The sequence below is a fragment of the Rhodovulum marinum genome (assembly GCF_004343075.1).
Lineage (GTDB): Bacteria > Pseudomonadota > Alphaproteobacteria > Rhodobacterales > Rhodobacteraceae > Rhodovulum > Rhodovulum marinum.
Window position 1 is genome coordinate 111,907 of the sequence record NZ_SLXP01000009.1, and the last position, 19,943, is coordinate 131,849.

16 protein-coding genes are annotated in these 19,943 nt (G+C 66.9%); 2 read left to right on the forward strand and 14 right to left on the reverse strand.

Translation table 11 applies throughout. The features are described from left to right. From arsJ to EV662_RS14140, 6 genes are all read right to left on the reverse strand, one after another. Nucleotides 1-1,266: an organoarsenical effux MFS transporter ArsJ gene (arsJ, locus tag EV662_RS14115; protein ID WP_132463798.1), complete on the reverse strand. Its 1,266-nt coding sequence runs from the start codon at nt 1,264-1,266 to the stop codon at nt 1-3. Continuing rightward, complete coding sequence (locus EV662_RS14120) at nt 1,263-2,261, reverse strand: ArsJ-associated glyceraldehyde-3-phosphate dehydrogenase (protein WP_132463801.1); 999 nt, start codon at nt 2,259-2,261, stop codon at nt 1,263-1,265. The genes arsJ and EV662_RS14120 overlap by 4 nt, the downstream gene beginning before the upstream one ends. Further along, nucleotides 2,258-3,103, reverse strand: a complete 846-nt coding sequence (locus EV662_RS14125) for an arsenate reductase/protein-tyrosine-phosphatase family protein (RefSeq protein WP_132463804.1) — start codon at nt 3,101-3,103, stop codon at nt 2,258-2,260. Before EV662_RS14125 ends, EV662_RS14120 begins: the two co-directional genes overlap by 4 nt. Before the next feature lie 105 nt (nt 3,104-3,208). Continuing rightward, complete coding sequence (locus EV662_RS14130) at nt 3,209-4,102, reverse strand: transglutaminase family protein (RefSeq protein WP_132463807.1); 894 nt, start codon at nt 4,100-4,102, stop codon at nt 3,209-3,211. A gap of 5 nt (nt 4,103-4,107) precedes the next feature. Continuing rightward, nucleotides 4,108-6,507 (reverse strand): circularly permuted type 2 ATP-grasp protein, encoded by a 2,400-nt coding sequence (locus tag EV662_RS14135; protein ID WP_132463810.1) that lies wholly within the window; start codon nt 6,505-6,507, stop codon nt 4,108-4,110. 1 nt (nt 6,508) lies between these two features. After that, the gene (locus EV662_RS14140) at nt 6,509-9,856 is read right to left on the reverse strand and encodes a transglutaminase family protein (protein WP_132463813.1); all 3,348 of its coding nucleotides are present in this window, start codon (nt 9,854-9,856) and stop codon (nt 6,509-6,511) included. Nucleotides 9,857-10,211: 355 nt separating this feature from the next. On the opposite strand from EV662_RS14140, the gene acmB reads away from it, so the two are divergent. Then, the gene (gene acmB, locus EV662_RS14145; protein WP_132463816.1) at nt 10,212-11,408 is read left to right on the forward strand and encodes a methyl acetate hydrolase AcmB; all 1,197 of its coding nucleotides are present in this window, start codon (nt 10,212-10,214) and stop codon (nt 11,406-11,408) included. A gap of 37 nt (nt 11,409-11,445) precedes the next feature. Here acmB and EV662_RS14150 read toward each other — a convergent pair whose 3' ends face one another. The 7 genes from EV662_RS14150 to EV662_RS14180 form a co-directional block, all read right to left on the reverse strand. Next, nucleotides 11,446-12,687, reverse strand: coding sequence for an NAD(P)/FAD-dependent oxidoreductase (locus EV662_RS14150; protein ID WP_132463819.1), 1,242 nt, complete (start codon nt 12,685-12,687; stop codon nt 11,446-11,448). A 68-nt stretch (nt 12,688-12,755) separates the two neighbouring features. Further along, nucleotides 12,756-13,610, reverse strand: a complete 855-nt coding sequence (locus tag EV662_RS14155; protein WP_132463822.1) for a sulfurtransferase — start codon at nt 13,608-13,610, stop codon at nt 12,756-12,758. Between the two features lie 79 nt (nt 13,611-13,689). Then, complete coding sequence (locus EV662_RS14160; RefSeq protein ID WP_132463825.1) at nt 13,690-14,793, reverse strand: acyl-CoA dehydrogenase family protein; 1,104 nt, start codon at nt 14,791-14,793, stop codon at nt 13,690-13,692. Nucleotides 14,794-14,854: 61 nt separating this feature from the next. Continuing rightward, entirely contained in the window at nt 14,855-15,412 is a 558-nt protein-coding gene (locus EV662_RS14165; protein WP_207903620.1) for an OsmC family protein, read from the reverse strand. A 41-nt stretch (nt 15,413-15,453) separates the two neighbouring features. Beyond that, entirely contained in the window at nt 15,454-16,269 is an 816-nt protein-coding gene (locus EV662_RS14170; protein ID WP_132463828.1) for an ABC transporter permease, read from the reverse strand. Beyond that, complete coding sequence (locus tag EV662_RS14175) at nt 16,266-17,537, reverse strand: ABC transporter substrate-binding protein (protein ID WP_165915600.1); 1,272 nt, start codon at nt 17,535-17,537, stop codon at nt 16,266-16,268. The genes EV662_RS14170 and EV662_RS14175 overlap by 4 nt, the downstream gene beginning before the upstream one ends. A 12-nt stretch (nt 17,538-17,549) precedes the next feature. Then, on the reverse strand, nt 17,550-18,410 hold the full coding sequence (locus EV662_RS14180) for an ABC transporter ATP-binding protein (protein ID WP_243695859.1): 861 nt from the start codon (nt 18,408-18,410) through the stop codon (nt 17,550-17,552). Between the two features lie 348 nt (nt 18,411-18,758). Here EV662_RS14180 and EV662_RS14185 point away from each other — a divergent pair, with 348 nt between their 5' ends. Further along, the gene (locus EV662_RS14185; protein ID WP_132463831.1) at nt 18,759-19,394 is read left to right on the forward strand and encodes a TetR/AcrR family transcriptional regulator; all 636 of its coding nucleotides are present in this window, start codon (nt 18,759-18,761) and stop codon (nt 19,392-19,394) included. Between the two features lie 75 nt (nt 19,395-19,469). Here the strand turns inward: EV662_RS14185 and cynS are convergent, their stop codons facing one another. Then, nucleotides 19,470-19,940: a cyanase gene (gene cynS, locus EV662_RS14190; protein ID WP_243695860.1), complete on the reverse strand. Its 471-nt coding sequence runs from the start codon at nt 19,938-19,940 to the stop codon at nt 19,470-19,472. Between the last annotated feature and the right edge of the window lie 3 nt (nt 19,941-19,943).

A 19,943-nucleotide genomic window follows, 5' to 3' on the forward strand; every position in this document is an offset into this window, starting at 1 on the left:
TCAGGGTGTGGCGCCCGCAGCCGGGGAAACGTGCAGCCGTCCCGCGGCAAGCGCCGAGGCCGCCACCATCAGGGCAGCGGCGCCAAGCATCAGCGGCAGGCCACCGGCCGCGTAGGTCAGCCCGGACAGGACGGTGCCGACAAGCCGCCCGGCGGCATTGGCCATGTAATAGAAGCCGACATCCATCGTCACCCTTTCGTCCCGGCTGAAGGCGAGGATCAGGTAGGAATGCAGCGACGAATTGACCGCGAACAACGCGCCGAAGGCCAGGAGCCCCGTAACCAGCGTGGCGGTCAGCCATGGTGACGGGCCGTCGGCCAGCAGGGCGGCGCCCGTCAACACCGCGGGCACGGCCGCCAGCGCCCAGGCCCAGCCGCGCGCCGCGGCGATCAGGGCGGCCTCGGGGCGGGTGCCCGCGCGCAAGAGCCGGGGCGCAAAGGCCTGCACCGCGCCGTACAGGATGATCCAGCCGGCCATGAAACCGCCGATCAGGAAAAAGGCCGCGCGGTTGCCCGCCTCGGTCCCATCCGAAAGCACCGCGTAGAAATAGACCGGGATACCGACCACGAACCACACGTCGCGCGCCCCGAACAGCACCACGCGGGCCGCCGAAAGCCAGTTGACGTTCCGCGATGTCGAAAAGACCTGCGCGAATTTCGCCCCCTTGCGTCCCCGGGGCAGCCCCGGTGGCATGGCGATCAGGACCGCAACCAGGATCGCCGCCAGAACGGTCGCCATGGCCAGAACCGCCCAGGTGAACCCGAATGTCGCCAAAAGCGCCGCCCCCAGCAGAAAGCCCAGCCCCTTCACCGCGTTCTTGGACCCCGTCAGCGCGGCGACCCAGCGAAACAGGCCGTCTCCGCCCTTCGGCGCCAGCAGCTTGACCGCCGACTTGGCGGACATCTTGGCCAGGTCCTTGGCGACCCCGCTTGCGCCCTGCACCGCCATCACATAGGCGACCGAAAGGCCGATCGCCCAATCGGGGTTCAACCCCGCCAGCGCGATCAGCGCCGCCACCTGGATGCCCAACCCCGCATAGAGCGTCGATGCCAGTCCGAAACGCGCCGCCAGCCAGCCCGCAGACAGGTTGGTGAGAATGCCCGCGATTTCATAGAGCACGAACAACCAGGCCAACTGGATCGGCGTAAACCCGAGGGTGTGAAAATGCAGAAGCACCAGCATCCTGAGCGCGCCATCGGTCAGCATGAACGCCCAGTAGGCCACGGTAACCGCGACATAGGCCGACAGGCCGTCGGATCGGCTCACAGCGACGCCCCCACCATCAGCGCGATATCCACCAGCCGGTGTGCATAGCCCATTTCGTTGTCATACCACGCATAAACCTTGAGCTGGGTGCCGTTGACGACCATGGTGGACGGCCCGTCCACGATCCCCGAACGGGTGTCGTTCACGTAATCGGCCGACACCAGCGGGCGGTCTTCATACCCGAGAATACCCCTCAGCGGGCCTTCGGCGGCGGCCTTGAACAGCGTGTTGACCTCGTCCGCCGTCACCTCGCGCTGGACCTCGAACACGCAGTCGGTCAGCGACCCGTTCAGCAACGGCACCCGCACCGCGTGGCCGTTCAGCCTGCCCTTCAGCTCGGGATAGATCAGGGTGATCGCCGTGGCGCTTCCGGTGGTGGTGGGGATCAGCGAATTCAGCGCGGACCGCGCGCGGCGCAGATCCTTGGCGGGGCGGTCGACGATGGTCTGGGTGTTGGTCACGTCATGGATCGTGGTGATGACGCCGTGGCGGATGCCGATCTGTTCGTGGACGACCTTGACCACCGGGGCGAGGCAATTCGTGGTGCAACTGGCCGCCGTCACGATGCAGTGCCGGGCGGGGTCGTAGATGCCATGGTTCACCCCGTAGACGATATTCGCCGCATCGCCATCCTTGACCGGGGCCGAGACCACGACCTTTTTCACGCCCTTCTCGAAATAGGGGGCGATGCTGGCCTCGGTCTTGAACACGCCGGTGCAATCGATCACCACGTCGACACCGTCCAGCGGCAGGTCTTCGATCCGGTCGCGGCCTGCGAAGGGCAGCCGGGTGCCGTCGATGGTCACGCTGCCTTCGTCATGGGAAAACGCCGCGTCCCACCGCCCGTGCACGGTGTCGAATTCCAGCAGATGCGCGGCCATGGCCGGGTCACCGACGGCATCGTTGATCCAGGCGATGTCCGCACCGCGTTCCAGAAGGGGGCGCAATGCCAGCTTGCCGATGCGGCCCAGCCCGTTCAGTGCGAAAACCGTCATGCCGTCAACCCAGCCACGGCGCGCCCGATCTCGTCGACCGCCTTTTGCAGCGCCAGCCGGTCCAGCGCGTCCAGCCGCAGCGCGGTAAAGGCCTGGATCCGGTTCTTCAGCGCGCCATAGGCCTGCTGAAAGGCGAGGCTTTTCTGCGCGTCGGTGCCCTCGGCCTTGACCGGATCGGGCATGCCCCAATGGGCGGTGACGGGCTGGCCTTCCCAGGACGGGCATTCCTCGTTTGCGGCTTGGTCGCAAACCGTGAAGACGAAATCGAGATGCGGCGCGTCCGGCCCGCTGAACTCGGACACGTTCTTGGCGCGCAGAACCGAAACGTCATGGCCTTTGTCCCTGAGCACCTGCAGGGCGAAAGGGTTCAGTTCGGAATAGGGTTTGGTGCCCGCGGAATAGGCGTTGAACCGGTCGGGCGCGGCGGCACGCAGCAGCGACTCGGCAAAGATCGAGCGGGCGGAATTGCCAGTGCAGATGAAAAGCACGTTGAATTTGCGGTCGGACATGGGGGGGGCTCCTGTGAGCATGGGCAGAGAGACGGGCGAACACAGGTCCGACCGCCCGCGGCAGCAATCGAAGAACAGGAAATCGAGGGTGCGTCGCACCTCTGTCATGTTGATCTCATAGCGCAACGACGTGCCCTCACGCGTCTGGCTGACCAGCCCCGCCCCCATCAGGGCGGACAGATAGGCCGAAAGCGTCGACGGCTTAAGCCCCAGCGCCGCGCCGATTTCACCGGCGGGCACGCGGTCGGGATAGCGCCGCATCAGAAGCCGGAAAATCGCTAGCCGCTGGGGATGGCCAAGGGTCGCAAAGCGGGAGGGAATCAATTTTTCCATATTTCGAGAATATCGGAAATATATGACAGGGCAATGACGGCCTGCCGCGTCGAGACCCGGTTCGAACGGGATGCGCCCGCGTGCAAAGCCTTCTGCGCGCGCGCCCTATCCCACGGGATCGTTACAGGGGATCACGTCGACCCGGTGAACGGTCGTGTGCGTGCCTTCGGTCCGCAGCGACCCGCGCACCGGTGCGACATCTGCATAGTCGCGCCCGATGGCCACCGCGATATGGTCGGCCCCCACCACGATGTCGTTCGTGGGGTCGATCTCGACCCAGCCGGTTTCGGCCCCGCACCAGGCCCGCACCCAGGCATGCATCGCATCGGCCCCTTCCAGCCGGGGCTGCCCCGGCGGCGGGGTCGTGCGCAAAAAGCCGCTGACATAGCCCGCGGGGATCCCCACGGCGCGCAGCGCGGCGATCGTGACATGGCTGATATCCTGGCAGACCCCGCGGCGGGCCTCGAACGCCTCGATCGGCAGGGTCGTCACCTCGGTCGCCTCGGGGTCGAATTCGAACCGGCTGTGCACCGCATGCGAAATGGCGCAGGTCGCGGACAACGCCGACATATCCGGCTGAACCAACTCTGCCGCAAAGGCGGCGATCCGGGATTCGTGGCGGATGCGTTCCGATTCCCCCAGGAAATGATGCGGCGCGTCGGGGCCGATGCCCACGACTTCGGCGATATCGCCGTGCAGCCGCGCCAGGTCGGTCGACAGGTCCAGCCCCGGCGCACCCCCCAGCCGGCGCACCCGCCCCGCAAAGCGGAAGGCGATTTCGGTCAGCGGCCGGTCATGCGCCAGCTCGGTCGTGGCATTGCCGAAGAAATCGGCGCTGTCACGCCGGAAATCGGGTTCCGGATCGGTATCGACGAAGCCCGAGATCAAGGTCTGCTCTGCCGAGGTCAGCGGCAGCATCCTGAGCAACGTACGGCTGGATCCCGCGGGCGTTTCGTAGCGATACGCGATCTCGAGCCGGATGTCATAGTCGGTTGCCATGGGTATCAGCTCAGGTAGCGTGCGGTCAGCGTGTCTGACACCTCGCGCAGATCCTTCTGAAGCGCGAGCAGCCGGGCGGGTGTCAGGTCCTCGGGCGCGGCGACCGAAAGCGCGGTGTGCAGCAGCAGGATGCGGCGCGCGAGATCGGACATCGGGCCGCCCTCCTTGACCGTGGTCAGCATCGCCTCCTGTTCGCGCAACACATCGAGCTGGAACAGCACCGAACGCGGGTTGCCGGCATCCAGCGCCAACAGGTCGACAATCGTGCAGCAACTGGTGGCCATCGGGTAACGCCGACGGTGGGTCATCACGCTGTCGCCGACCTCGACGGCCACGTCGAAGCTTCCGGGGGGGGCCTCGGGATCGGCAAACGCCGCCAGCAAGGTCAGCATCTGGTCGGCCCGTTCCAGCGCGCGACCCATCGTCAGAAAGCGCCAGCCGGAAAAGCGGAACATGTTATCATGCACCAGCCCCGCGAACCCGGCGAGCCTGCGCAGCAATTCGGTCATCTTGCGCGCCGCCTCGTCGCCCGGGCGCACGCGGTTGTACATGCCCCGCGCGGTGAAGGCGAGGTCGTTCAGCGCGTGCCAGCCGTCGGTCGAGAACCGGTCGCGCACCTTGCCCGCGCAGCCCTGCGCCGCCTCGAACAGTTCGAGGATGGCGGCGGGCACGGGTTCGTCGGGGTCGATGTCGAACCCGTCCAGATAGCGTTCAAGATGCGCAAGCACCGGCATTTCGCGGTGACCGACCTCCTCCAGCCGCAGGTGATAGGCGCGCAGTTCGCGCACCCGTGCCTCGGCCCGTTCGACGTAACGGCCCAGCCAATACAGGTTGTCCGCCGCGCGCGAGGGCAGCACGCCCGGCAGGCGGCGCGCGAATGGCCCCTCTTGCCGGCTGGCCAGGCTGTCGGGGGTGACGGGGTCGTCGCTGACCACCCAGACATCGGCGACCGAACCGCCGTTCTTCATCGCCAGTGCCGTCGGGTCCTCGGTCCGGCCGATCCGGGCATAGCCGCCGGGCATCACCACCCAGCCATCGGGGGTGCGCGCGGCGAAGACGCGGATCAGCATCGGGCGGGGCACCAGTTCGCCGTCGATCATGGCGGGCGTGGTGGACAGCGTCGCGGCCTCTTGCCCGACCAGCTTGGCGCCGTCGGTTTCCAGCCAGTCGCCGATGGGTTTCTGCGCCGTGCCCCGGAAATCGCCACCCAGCGCGGTCGAGGCGTCCACCTCGAAGGGAAGGTCGGTGGACAGCGCCCGGCCGATCATCATCCGCTGGAGGTTGTCATAGACATAGGCCCGCTCGGCCGCCTGCCCGCACCACCAGGTCGCGATGTTGGGGATTTTCAGGCCCTCGCCGGTCAGCCGTTCGCAGATGCGCGGCAGGAACGCCATCAGCGCCCGCGCCTCGAGCACGCCCGAGCCCAGGCAGTTCAGCATCGTCAGCTCGCGCGCCCGAAGCGCCGCGACCATGCCCGGCGTGCCCAGCGCCGAGGTTTCGTCCAGTTCCAAGGGGTCGGCAAAGCGGGAATCAAGCCGCCGCCACAACACGCTGACCGGCTGTGGCCCGTCGATGGTGCGCACCGTCAACTTGCCCCGCTCGACCTTCAGATCCTCGCATTCCAGAAGCAGGAAACCGAGGTAGCGGGCGATATAGGCATGCTCGAAATAGGTATCGGAATGCTGGCCCGGCGTCAGGATCGCAACCCGGCCCGCATCGCCCCTGAGCGCGTTCATCGCATCGCGATAGGCCCGGAAAAAGCCCGCCAGCCGGCGGATATTGGCGGCCGGGAACAGATCGGGAAAGACCCGCGCCGTCGCCATGCGGTTTTCCAGCGCAAAGCCCGACCCCGAGGGCGCCTGGGTCCTGTCGCCCAGCACCAGCCACGACCCGTCGGGCGAACGGCCGACCTCGAAGGCCACAAAATGCAGAAAATGATCCGAACGGGGACGTATCCCCACCACGGGCCGCAACCATTCGCGGTTGCGCGCCACCAGTTCGGGCGGCAGCAGCCCCTGCGACACCAGCCTGGCCGGCCCATAGAGATCGGCCATGACCTGTTCCAGCAGGTCGGCGCGCTGGACCAGGCCTTCGGACAGGCGCTGCCATTCGTCGTCGGCGATCATCACGGGGATATGCGACAGCGGCCAGTCGCGCACGGTCGACCCGCTCGACGTATGCTGGCGGTAATAGACGCCCGCGTCGTGCAGGTGCTGGTCGCCACGGGCGAACCGCTGGGACAGGTCCTCGGCGCCCTGCCCGGCCAACAGGTCGATCAGGGGCTGCCAGACGGGCCGGACACTTCCATCCGGTCGCAACAACTCGTCCGCAACGCCGGGCGGCGGGCGATAGCCCCGCAGAAGGGCCGCGGCCGGATCGTCCTTCAGGTGACCCGCGGAACTCATGTCAAAGGCCCGGCGCGCGGCGCAGGTCGAGTGTCATCGGGAATTCGGGATGGGGCTGTTCAGGGGCGGGCCAATAGCTGCCCGGCGTATGGCCCATCTTCTCGAACCGGGCCAAGCGGCGGGCCTCGGCCTCGTTGGCATTCACGGGGAAGGTATCGTAGTTGCGCCCGCCCGGATGCGCGACGTGATAGGTGCAGCCACCCAGCGCCCGCCCCGACCAGGTGTCGAAGATGTCCAGCGCAAGCGGCGCGTTGACCGGCAGGACGGGGTGCAGCGCCTCGGCCGGTTGCCACGCCTTGAAGCGGACGCCGCCAATGGCCACGCCGGCAGTTTCGGTGGGGTGCAGCGGCACGGCACGGCGGTTGCAGGTCACGATGTAGCGGCCCGGGTTGGTGGCGGTCAGTTTGACCTGCATGCGTTCCACCGAACTGTCGGTATAGCGCACGGTGCCGCCGATGGCGCCGCGCTCGCCCAGCACGTGCCAGGGTTCCAGCGCCTGGCGAAGTTCTAGGTGCACGCCCTCGTAGTCCACCTCGCCGCAGAACGGGAACCGGAACTCCTGCTGCGCCTCGTACCAGTCCGGCCGGAACGCGAAGCCGTGATCGGCAAGATCGCGCAGCACGCCGAGGAAGTCCTGCCACACGAAATGCGGCAGCATGAACCGGTCATGCAGTTCCGTGCCCCAGCGCACCGGCTTGCCCTTGACCGGGTTCGCCCAGAGCCGCGCGAGGATCGCCCGGATCAGCACCTGTTGCGCCAGGCTCATCCGCGCATCGGGCGGCATCTCGAAGCCACGGAATTCCACCAGCCCCAGGCGTCCCGTGGGGCCGTCAGGCGAATAAAGCTTGTCGATGCAAAGTTCCGCCCGGTGGGTGTTGCCTGTAACGTCGATCAGGATGTTGCGCAGCAGGCGGTCGACCAGCCAGGGCGCGGGCGCCTCGCCCTCGCCCGGATCGGGAAACTGCGCCAGCGCGATTTCCAGCTCGTAGAGGCTGTCATGGCGGGCCTCGTCGATCCGGGGGGCCTGCGACGTCGGGCCTATGAACAGGCCAGAGAACAGGTAGGACAGGCTGGGATGCCGCTGCCAGTAGAGGATCAGCGAACGCAGCAGGTCCGGTCGGCGCAGGAAGGGCGAATCGTTGGGCGTTTCGCCGCCCACCACCACGTGATTGCCGCCGCCCGTGCCGCAATGCTTGCCGTCGATCATGAACTTGTCAGCGCCAAGGCGGGTCAGCCGCGCCTCTTCGTAGACGCCTTGGGTGATGGTCTTGCAATCCTCCCAGCCGTTCGCCGGGTGGATATTGACCTCCAGCACGCCGGGGTCGGGGGCCACGCGGATCACGTTCAGCCGCGGGTCGTGCGGCGGCGCATAGCCCTCGATATGCACGGGCAGACCCATTTCGGCAGCCGTCGCCTCGGCCACAGCGACAAGTTCCAGGTAATCCTCGACATCCTCGACGGGGGGCATGAACACGCAAAGCCGCCCGTCGCGGGGTTCGACCGACAGCGCGGTGCGGACCGCGTCGGTCCCCAATTCCTGTTCGCGCACATCCTGCACTGCGCCCCCCCCGGTGAAGCGGGCGACGGGCTGGGCGTGGCCCGGCGTCGTTTCGGGCAGCCCGGCCGCGGCGGCGCGGTCGGCGGCGTCGAACTCGGGAAGCGGGCCGCGCGCGACCGTCGGATCGGTGACATAGGTATAGGGGTATTGCGCGGGCGGGATGTGCGGCAGGCTGCCCAGCGGCAGGCGATAGCCCACCGGGCTGTCGCCGGGCACCAGGAACAGCTTGCCGCGGCGCATCTTCCATTTCTCCGACCGCCAGCGCTTGCCGGTCGCCTTGGCCTGCCACCGCTGGATCGGCAGGATGTGACCCGCCGGGTCGGTCAGGCCGCGGGCAAAGACGCGGGCGATGCGGGCGCGTTCCTCGGGGTCCTTCAGTTTCGAGTTTTCGGGGGTGACGTTCTCGGGCAGGTTGCCCTCCTTGAGAATCCACTCGGCCGGATCCTCGTAGGCAGGCACCACCATGTCGGCGTCCACCCCCAACCGGTCGGCCATGCCTTTCAGCAGAGCCTCGGCCTGATCCGGGCCTGCCCCGGTCTGGGCCGTTTCCTCGGCGATCAGGTCGGGGTTCTTCCAGATCGGCTTGCCGTCCCTGCGCCAATACAACGAGAAGGTCCAGCGCGGCAGCGTTTCGCCCGGGTACCACTTGCCCTGTCCGTAATGCAGGAATCCGCCCGGCGCAAAACGGTCGCGCAGACGCCGGATCAGCCGGTCGGCCAGGCCGCGTTTCATCGGGCCCACGGCGGCGGTGTTCCACTCGTCCGATTCGAAATCGTCGATGGAAACAAAGGTCGGCTCGCCCCCCATGGTCAGGCGCATGTCGCCCGCCTCGATCGCGGCATCGACCTTGTGGCCCAGCGCATCCAGCGCCTGCCACGCCTCGTCCGAAAACGGCTTGGTGATGCGCGGGTGTTCTGCGGCGCGATGCACCTCCATGTGGAAGTCGAAATCGACCTCGGCGGGGCTGGCCATGCCGGTGATGGGCGCGGCGTTGCGGTAATGCGGCGTGGCGGCCAGCGGGATGTGGCTTTCGCCGGTCAGAAGCCCTGAGGTCGGGTCGAGCCCGATCCATCCCGCCCCGGGCAGATAGACCTCGCACCAGGCGTGCAGATCGGTGAAGTCGTGATCGGTGCCGGGTGGACCGTCCAGCGCCACCAGGTCGGGTTTCAGCTGGATCAGGTAGCCCGACACGAACCGCGCCGCGAGGCCGAGGTGCCGCAGCACCTGCACCAGGAGCCACGAGGTATCGCGGCAAGAGCCCGACTTCAGGCGCAACGTGTCCTCGGGCGTCTGCACGCCGGGTTCCATGCGGATGACATAGCCGATCTCGCGTTCCAGCCGGGCGTTCAGTTCGACGATGAAATCGACCGTCCGCTCGGCCGCGCGCGGGATGGTGGCAAGAAAGGCGGTCAGCAGCGGCCCCGCCGGTTCGGGCGTGCGGTAGATCGACAGGTCATCCACCAGGTCGGCGGGATAGTCGAAGGGCCATGCCTCGGCGATCTCGTCCACGAAGAAATCGAACGGGTTGTAGACCGTCATGTCGGCGACGAGGTCCACCTCGATCCTGAGTTCGCGCACCGGTTCGGGGAACACGAAGCGCGACAGCCAGTTGCCGTAGGGGTCCTGCTGATGATTGACGAAATGGCCCTCGGGCGAAACCTTGAGGCTGTGCGAGATCACCCGCGTGCGGCTGTGCGGCGCGGGCCGCAGGCGGATCACCTGCGGACCCAGGCTGACCGGACGGTCATAGCGATAATGCGTCAGGTGACGGATGCTTGCGGTGATGGCCATATGTGGGTTCGCGCGTTTGGGGCTTCATCGCAGCAAAGACGGTTTTCCGAGCACTGTAAACCGGTTCCGCGGGCTTGCCGCCAATCCGCCCCCTGGGAAAGCGGGGCGCATGCTGCGGCGGATGGCCCGGCAGATGCGCCACCACCCGCCGAGGCGGCCCCGGCGCGGCCGGGTGGCACGTCGTGGCGGCGAAAGCTGTGCCCACCGCGCAGCCCGAGCGTGGTATCGTGACGCGGACAGCCCCGGATCACGGCGGTACTGCGGAGGAAACACGACAGGGGCGAAATACGCTAGAACCACCGCCTGACGGTGGGATTCCGTCGGAGAAGCAAACAAAACACCAAGGGAGGAGTGAATGAACACCAACGGATGGAAGCCGGCCTTCGATGCCGTTCTGGACGGCGTGACGGCGGGGGCGCAGGCAAACCGCGTACCGGGCGTCGTCGCCATGGTCACGGACCGCATGGCCAATGTCTACGAGGGCGCCAGGGGCGTCCGCGACCTGGGCACCGAGGTTGCGATGACGACCGACACGGTCTTCGCCCTTTTCTCGACCACCAAGGCGATCGGCGGGACGGCGGTAATGCAATGCGTCGAGGAGGACCTTCTGGACCTTGACGCGCCGGCGAAGGAATACGCCCCCGCGATAGGTGAATTGCAGGTGCTGGACGGGTTCGACGCCGACGGCAACCCCGTGCTGCGCCCCCCGAAATCCGATATCACCACGCGCCAGTTGATGCTGCATACGGCCGGGTTCGGATACGATTTCTTCAACGCGAACTACCTGAAGATGGCCGAGGATCACGGCCAACCCTCGGTCGTCACCGGCACGATGGCGGCGCTCAAGACGCCGTTGCTGTTCGATCCGGGCGAGAAATGGGAATACGGCACCAATATCGACTGGGCGGGCCAGGTCGTCGAGGGCATCCGCGGCAAGCGGCTGTCCGAGGTGCTGGCGGAACGCGTTTTCGAACCTCTTGGCATCACCGACATGGCCTTTACCCGCACCGACGACATGAAGGCGCGGACCGCCTCGATCCATGCCCGCGGCGCCGACGGGTCGCTGACGCCGCTGGGTTTCGCGCTGCCGGACAATCCAGAGGTCGACATGGCCGGGCACGGGCTTTACGGCCCGGTCGGCGAATACATGAAATTCATCCGGATGTGGCTGAACGACGGGCTGGGGCCGAACGGGCGGGTGCTGAAGCCCGAAACCGTGGAACAGGCCGTCCGCAACGGGCTGCAGCCGCACCAGAAGGTGGTGATGCTGCCCGGTGTGATCCCGTCGCTGTCGAACGATGCAGAGTTCTTTCCTGGACTCAAGAAAAGCTGGTCCTACAGCTTCATGGTCAACGACGAAGACGCCCCGACCGGTCGGCCGGCGGGCGCCATCGGCTGGGCGGGGCTGGCGAACCTGTTCTACTGGATCGACCGGCAGAACGGGTTCGGCGGCTTCTGGGCCACCCAGATCCTGCCCTTCGGCGATCCGGTGTCGTTCGGGGCCTATCTTGATTTCGAAACGGTTTTCTACCGGAACCTGCGCGGGTCGTAGGCCGCGTGAGCGTGACGGTCCACTGCCCGCCGGGGCGTCATGCCACGGCGGGGGCGGGTGGGGACGCTGTGCGCCTTAGAAGGGCAGCAAGATCGGTGCCCGGGTCCGCGATCTCGGCGGGGGTGACGGGCAGGCCGCCCTCGATCAGGCGTTTGCCGGCCATATAGCCGCGCGCGTCGTTCATCGCGTCCACCGCCAGCAGGCGATCGCCGCGGAAATACCAATGCGACCGCCCGCGACCATCCTCGCGGATCACAACGCGGTCATGTCCGGTATTCAGCCCGGCGATCTGCAGCTTGACGTCGTACTGGTCGGACCAGAACCACGGCCTGGCCTCATAGGTGACGGGCTGGTCCAGCATCGCCGCGGCGACGGCCTCGGCCTGGTCGATGGCGTTCGGCACGCTTTCCAGCCGGATCCGGCCCCCGCGCCACGGAAACGACGCACAGTCCCCCGCCGCAAAGATACCGGGTGCCGAACTGCGCCCGGCAGCATCCACCGCGATGCCGTTGTCGAGGACAAGTCCCGCCGCCTCGGCAAGGGCGGTGTCGGGCCGGACGCCGATGCCAACGATGACGAAATCGACTGCGATCGCGCTGTCATCGGACAGCACGGCACGGGTCACGCGGCCCGCCGCGCCCTCCAGCCGGGCAAGCCCCGCGCCTTCGCGCAGGTCGACGCCATGGGCCCGGTGCAGGGTGCGGAAATAGTCGGCCGTCTCGGCGGACGCGACGCGGGCCAGTATGCGCGGCGCCTGTTCGACCAGCGTGACCGCCAGCCCGCGCTGGGCGGCGACCGCTGCCGCTTCGAGGCCGATATAGCCACCGCCGACGATCAGCACCCGGCGCCCCGGCCGGATTTCCGGCCCGATGTGATCGGCATCGGCAAGGTTGCGCAGGCAATACACCCCGTCGAGTTCCCCGCCCAGGGCCGCGGGAAGGCGGATCGGCACGGCCCCGGTGGTCAACGCAAGCCGGTCGTATTCCAGCTGTCGTCCATCCGACAGCTTCAGCGTGCGGGCGGCGGGGTCGATGGCCCCGACACGAATGCCGGTCAAAAGATCGATCCCCTGCTCGGCATAGTACGCCTCGGGGCGGAGCATAAGCCGCTCCAGCGGCAGTTCGCCCAACATGTACTTCTTGGAGAGCGGCGGGCGCTGGTAAGGGGCGGCCGGTTCCTCCCCGATCAGCGTGATACGGCCCCGGTGGCCGAGTGTGCGCAGCTTGGCGGCAAGCGCCGCGCCGGCCTGTCCGGCACCGACGATGGCGATGTGATGCATTCGTGCTTTCTCCTGCGGGGATCGGGCGCCGCCCCGCCGCGGCAAGTGCGCGGGCGGGGCAGCCCGGTTCAGGCGCCGAAGGGCAGGCCCTCGTCGATGGGCAGCGCGGGGTCGCGCGACCATTCGTTCCAAGACCCGAAATACAGCCGCACATCCCGCACCCCGGCCTCTTTCAGGGCGAGGAACGTGTTCGAGGCCCGCGCCCCCTTGAAGCAGTACAGCCGCACCGGCGTGTCGGAGGTAATGCCGACGGTCGCGCATTCGGCCAGCACCTCTTCGCGCGACTTGAAGACCGGGCCGGCGGGCGAAGGCTTCATCATCCGGTACCACTCGATCCAGACCGCACCGGGCAGCCGGCCCTTGCGCGGGCAGAAATCGCGGCCATAGGGCGAGGAGGACGCGCCCACCCATTCGTCGACGTCGCGCACGTCCAGGATCACCGCGGCGGGATCGTCCAGCGCGGCCTGCATCTGGGCGGCGTCCAGCATCAGTTCGGACCCGGTCGCGTCGACCGGGAAGGTTGCGGGGGCGGGCGCCACGGGCGCGGTCGACACCGCAAGCCCCGCTGCCGCCCACCCGGCGAACCCGCCATGCAGCACCTTGACCGATGGATAGCCCAACCAGGACAGCAGGAAATAGCCCCGGCAGGACTGGCCGAAACCGGTATCCATGGACTGTTCGTAGATCACCGCGGTCTTTTCGCCATCGAGGCCGGCCGCGCCGAATTCATCGGCGAACTTGCTGCGCAGCGCGGACAGCCCCTCGGCATCCGAGGTCGCGAGATAGGTGAAGATGTCGTGCATGTTCACCGCACCCGGGATGTGGCCCGCGGCGAAACTGTCGGGGTCGCGGGTGTCGATCAGGACAACCGCGCCGTCCCGCATCGCCGCGGCAAGCTGTTCCGGGGAAATAAGTGCCGTCATTCCTGTTCCCTTCCCTGTTGGCGCCCGGGCCGTATGCCCGGGGGCATTGGTCGCGGCCAGATTTGAACCGGTCTTCCGTTCAGGCCGGCAGTTCGGCCAGCATCTTGCGCAAATGCTTGGTTGCCGGGGTCACGATTGCCACGAAATAGGCCTCGCGCAGGCGGCGCTGGGCTGCGCCGTGGCTGACATAGCCGCGCGCCCCGCAATGCAGCATCGCGTAGTGCGCCGCCTCGACGGACAATTCACCGCCCTTTAGCCGCGCCTGAAGCACGCGCCGCCAATACGCAGCCGAGGGGTCGTAGGGCGTCTTGGCCAGTTCCAGGACCTCGGCCAGCAGGGCGTCGTATTCCGACTGGAAATCGGCAGGCTGCTTTTCGAGGTGGCGGTTGACATGGCCCAGCGGCCCCTCGACCTGGCGCATCATGTCGATGGCGCTGGCGATCATGCCGGCGGCCATCCCGCATTGCAGCAGCACGAAACCGGCGCGGATGCGCTTGATGAAGGGCGCGGCGGGATCGGCCAGCACGAAATCGTCGGGCACGATCACGTCGCGGAACTGAACCTTGCAGGTGGCGGTGCCCCCCATCGCGACGAAGTCGTGGTCGAGGGTCAGCTTGACGCCCTCCCATTCGGCATGGGCGATGGCCATCACGGTCTTGGGACCATCCGCGCCCTCGACCGCGAACATCATGCCGAAATAGCCGTCGGGCGTCAGGTTCGACACCCAGGGCAACACGCCCTTGACCCGGTAGCCCCCCTCGATGCGCTCGCCTTTCAGGCGCATCGGCTCGATCTCGGCGATGGCCTTCATCGGGTTCGACATCCCCGTGCCGCCCAGCGACTGGCCGCTGATGACCTTGGGGCCGATCTCGGTCTTGAGGAACGCGTTGTCGGAAGAGAAGATGTACCATGCCAGGGCATTCTGGCACCACATGCAGAACCCGGTCGACAGGCAGGCCTCGGAGGCACGCGCCATCGCGGCGATCGCGCCCGACAAATCGGTGTTGGCATCCAGCCCGCCGACATGGCTGCCATAGGCGCCGGCCGCGCCCATCGCCCGCATGACATCCTCGGGATAGAACCTCTCTTCGTCGATCCGGCGGGCGAGCGGGCTCAGGTCCTTGGCGGTGATCTGGTCGACCGCGTCAAGATCGAGCGCGGCGATGGGAAGGGCGACATTCATTCTCTGGCACTCCTCGGCAGGACGGAACGGGCCCGCGCGCTGCGGCGCGGGCCCTGGCGGGTCAGACGGACTCGGCGACCATGTTCACCGGCCGCTTGAAGGTGTTGAACACCGGCGACCAGTTGCAGACATGCGCGATCAACTCGTCGATCTCGGCCTGCGGGCAGTCGGCCTTCATGTCGACCTTGATCCGCACGTCGGTAAAGCCCACGGGCTTTTCGCTGGTGTCCCCGGTGCCCCAGACCGCGGTGATGTTCAGATCGCCCTCGAGTTCCAGTTCCAGCGATTGCACCGCGATGCCCCGGGCGATGGCGTTGGCGTGCAGCCCCACCGCGATGCACGACCCCAGCGCGGCCAGCGACGCCTCGGACGGGTTCGGCGCGGTGTCGTCGCCCAGAAGCCCCGGCGGCTCGTCCACGATATAGGGTTCCAGGTCGCGGATATAGTTCGCGTGGCGGAACCGGCCTTCGGCCACGGTCTTGCATTTTAGCGTCTTGACGGCCTTGGGGTCGGCCTTGCCCTTTGCGATCAGCTCGTCCAGCCCCTCTTTCGAGATCGGGTCGAGGCCTGCGGTCTCGGGCATCAGGCAGCCGGTCAGGGCAGTTGCGGGTTCGGACATGGTTTTCCTCCTTGGGTTTCGATGGGTTGCGTGTCTAAGGGTCAATGGGTGTCGCGCACCCAGTTGAACTTGCGGATGGCGGCGCTGGCGGCGCTGTCGAGCGCAAAGCCGATCACCCCGATCACCACCACGGTCGCGGCCAGCCGGTCGTAATCCAGCGTGTCGCGGGCATCGTTGATGGCATAGCCAAGCCCCGAGGTGACACCCAGGTATTCGGCGGGCACCAGAACCACCCAGGCCACACCCAGGGCCAGCCGGATACCGGTCAGGATGTCGACCGCGATCGCGGGCAGGATCACCACGAACAGCATGTGAAACGGGTTGGCCCCCAGGTTACGCGCGACCTTGAGCCAGGCCGGGTCGATCCGGCGCAACCCCGCGGCGGTCGAGAACAGGATCGGCCAGACCGCCGCCACGGCGATCAGGAACACGATGGCACCGTCCCAGGTATCGAACGCCATCACCGCGATCGGCATCCAGGACAGGGGCGAAATCATGCGCAGGAACTGGAACGGAATATTGGTGATCTCGCGCAGCCGTGCCATCCGGCCGATCAGGATGCCCACCGGCACCCCGATCGCCGCGGCCAGCGCCATGCCTGCCCCCACGCGATAGAGCGACGGCAAGGTCATCTCGACCACCTCGCCGGATCCCAGCATGGACCACAGCCGCCGCAGCGTGGGTTCCGGCGCGAAATTGGCAAAGGCGAACAGGTCCGGGTTGTCGGCCACCGCGCGCCCGCCCAGCCACCACAGCCCGAGCAGAAGCCCGATGCCGATGGCGGCGTTCAGCGGTCCGCGCAGACGCGCAAGCGAGGGCATCCCCGCCCTGATCGGTGCATCGGCGACCGCGGTCATAGCTTCATGATCTCTTCGCGGGTGTAGGGATCGTCTCCGCCCGCCACCGAGGGATCGTTCTTCCAGTCGGGGTACTTCTCGAGCGCGGCCTTGACGAAGGCATAGTCCACCAGGTCCTCGGCCACGAAATCGGGATCCAGCCCGTCAAGGAACGTGGTCTCGCCCGAGACGACCGTCTCGTTCATCGCGCGCACGATCATCTTGGTTGCCGAGGGATAGGGCCAGGGCTGGAAATCGATCCGCCCGTTCCGATACTCGCCCTCGTTCACGATGGCGCCGCTTTCCAGGTAGTCCGGGTTGTCGGCATAAAGCGTCATCGCGCGTTTCACGACCGGCGCGGGCGCGGGAAGATACCCCATGCCGTCCTTGGACAGCAGTTCAGCCACCTCTTCCTTGTTCTGGCTGGCATAGACGCTGGCCCGGACCACGGCGTTCATCACCTTCTGGGTCCATTCCGGCTTGGCCGTGGTCACCTGTTCGTTCATGCAGACCACGCAGCAGGGATGGTTCTTCCAGATATCGCCGGTAAAGCGCAGCATCCGCGCGCCGGCCATCAATTCGCCCAGCGCATTGAACGGCTCGGCGACGATATAGGCGTCGATCTTCCGGGCCGCGAGCGCGGGCGGCATCTCGGGCGGTGGCAGGACCTGAAGGTTGCACTCGTCGGCGGCCAGCGGTTCGCCCTGGGCCTTGATCACCGGTTTGATGCCCGCCGCGCGCAGTGCGTATTGCAGCACGATATTGTGCATCGAGTACCAGAACGGCACCGCGACCTGCTTGCCGCCGAGACCAGCGAAATCGGTTACGTCGGTATGGCGCCCCACCACCAGCGCGGAGCCGTTGGTATGCGCCCACGCCATCACCTTGACCGGGAAATCGTTGTTGTAGCGCATCCAGACCGGGATCGGTTTCAGGAAGTGGACCAGGTTGAACTTGCCCGCCGCAAAGCCCTCGATCAGTGGCGACCAGCCACGGATCAGCGTGGGCTTTTCAGCCTCTAGGCCCTCGTCGGCGTAGAATCCCTTGGCATGGGCCACCAAGAGCGGCGTGGCATCCGTGATCGGCAGGTAACCGATGCGCAGCACGTCATCCTCGGCCGCGGCGGCCATGCGGGGCCGACCGCCCAGGATCGTGGCCAGCGCCGCCGACAGCCCGCCGGCGGCCAGCATGTCAAGCGTCTGCCGCCGGCCGGCATCGACCCCGTCATGTCCACAACAGGCACGGTGCAGGTCATGGGCGTGGCCCGGTTTGCGGGGGCTCTGGCTCATCTGGCGTCTCCTTCAGATTGTCTGGGGCGCGGCGGCGGTGTCGATGTCCGCCACCCGGGAATACAGGCCCATCAGCCGGTCATGGGCGCGCTGGAACGCCTCGCAGGTGCCCTGCCGGGCGGGCTCGTCCAACTCGATCGTCACGTCCTCTGCGATGCGTCCTGGATTGGCCCTCAGCACCAGCACCCGGTCGGCCATCCGCACCGCCTCGGCCACGTCATGGGTGACCAGCACCAGCGTCAGGCCCAGCCCGCGGGCGATCTGGCGGACATCCTGCTGCAGGTTGCGCCGGGTAAAGGCGTCGAGCGCCGAGAACGGTTCGTCCAGCAAAAGCACCTCGGGGCGCGGCGCCAGCGATCGGGCCAACGCGACTCGCTGCTGCTGGCCGCCGGACAGTTCCTGCGCGTTGCGGTCGGCAAAGGCGGACAAATCGACAAGGTCCAGCACTTCGGGCACGCGGGTCGCGATCTGCCCGGACCGGCCGGTGAAGCGAAGCCCCAGCGCCACGTTCTGCGCCACCGTCATCCACGGGTAAAGCGAAGGCGCCTGGAACATCATCACCCAGCGCGGCGACGGCCCCTGCACGGTATTGCCGTTGATCACCACCTCGCCCAGGGCGGGTTGTGACAGGCCCGACAGCATGTGCAAGAGCGTGGACTTGCCACAACCGGACCGGCCCAGCAGGGCTACGACCTCGCCCGGCTGGATCTCGAAATCCATCGCCTCGAGTACCGGGCCGTCGGCACGCCGATAGCTGTGGCCAAGGCCCCGCACGGCGACATGCGCCCCGGCAGGCACCCGGCGGCGCGGCGTGTCGGCGGGCGCCGGGCCGGTGGTCTGGGACATGTCGCGCATCTCGGCCTCGTCGAACATTCTGTGCGATTCCCGCTGTGGTGATCAGGGCTGTCGTGAACGAACCGTTCTGTCTTGTTTTGATCTTTTGGAATCGTTCTCACCCGGTCAAACATCCCCACCTGATCTTAGGCCGCCATCCCGAAATTGACCCAATTTTGTGCGAAAAATATCCAGTTTCGCCAAGATTCCCGCCAGAGAACTTGCGAGTCTGCCGACCATGCCCATTTTGCAGGCGCCGCAGCGCCTTGTCGAAAAGAGCATACCGTTCTGTCTATTTTTCTTGCATCTGCCGCAAGATCGCGCCACGATCCACCTTGACGTGAACAGGCGGCGTAGACCGCCGGATCGGACAGAACGAGACAGGCGATGAACGAATTGGCCCCTGCGAGACCGAAGGCCGAACACTGCGAGCGCTGGAGCATCGCGGCCGCCCCCGCCGATACGGCACGCGGGCGGATCATGGCGGCGGCGGCACATCTTTTCTGCCATCACGGGTTCGCGGCGACCGGGGTCGACGCGGTGGTGGCGCGCGCGGGCACGGCCAAGGCCACCCTGTACAAGCACTTCCCGTCCAAGGACGAGTTGATCGCGGCCGTACTCGAGGCAGAGGGGGCGGCGTGGCGGACCTGGTTCTTTGGCCGGTTGCGCGCCGTTCAGGGTCCGCCGCAGGCACGTCTTTTGGCGGTGTTCGACATCCTTGGGGAATGGTTCGCCGACGACCAGTTCTATGGCTGCCCCTTCATCAACGCGATCGCCGAGTTCGACACCGGCGATTCCGCGATCCGCGAGACGGCGATGCGGCACAAGACGCACCTTGTCACCTGGCTGACCGCCCACGCTATCGAGATGGGCGCCCCCGACCCCAAGGCGGTGGCGCGTGCGCTAGTGGTGTTGATCGACGGGGCGATCGTCGCCGCCCAAGGCGCGCGCGATCCGGGTTTTGCCGCCGAGGCAAAGGCGCTGGCGCGCACCTACCTTGATTCGCTGACCATCCCGGCCTGATCGCCATCGACGGGATCGCCCCAACCAAAACGGGGCGGCCCCCGGTGCCGCCCCGCCATATCGCGCCCCGGCCGCTTACCAGGAATTGTAGGCCAGGTACTTGCCCGACATCTCGATCTTGACCCGGTCGCCCTTGGGGTGTTCCACCCGGGTGATCTGCATGTCGAAGTCGATGGCCGACATGATGCCGTCACCGAATTTCTCATGGATCAGCGCCTTGATCGTGGGGCCATAGACGCCGACGATTTCATACAGGCGATAGATGCACGGATCGGTCGGCACCGCCTGTTCCCAGATCTTGGTCGGGCTTTCCTCCAGCACCAGCGCCGCCTCTTGCGGCAGGCCAAGGACCTTGACCAGCGCCTCGGCCTTGTCCTTGGGCATCGCGTTCATGCCCATCGCGGCGGAATGGGTCCAGACCGGCGACATGCCGATCTTTTCGGCGATGCCTTCCCATGTCATGCCGGCCTGTTTCTTGGCCGACAGGATCATCGCGGTCACGTCTTCCTTGGTCATCATGCTCATGGCGAAACTCTCGTCTTTCATGGT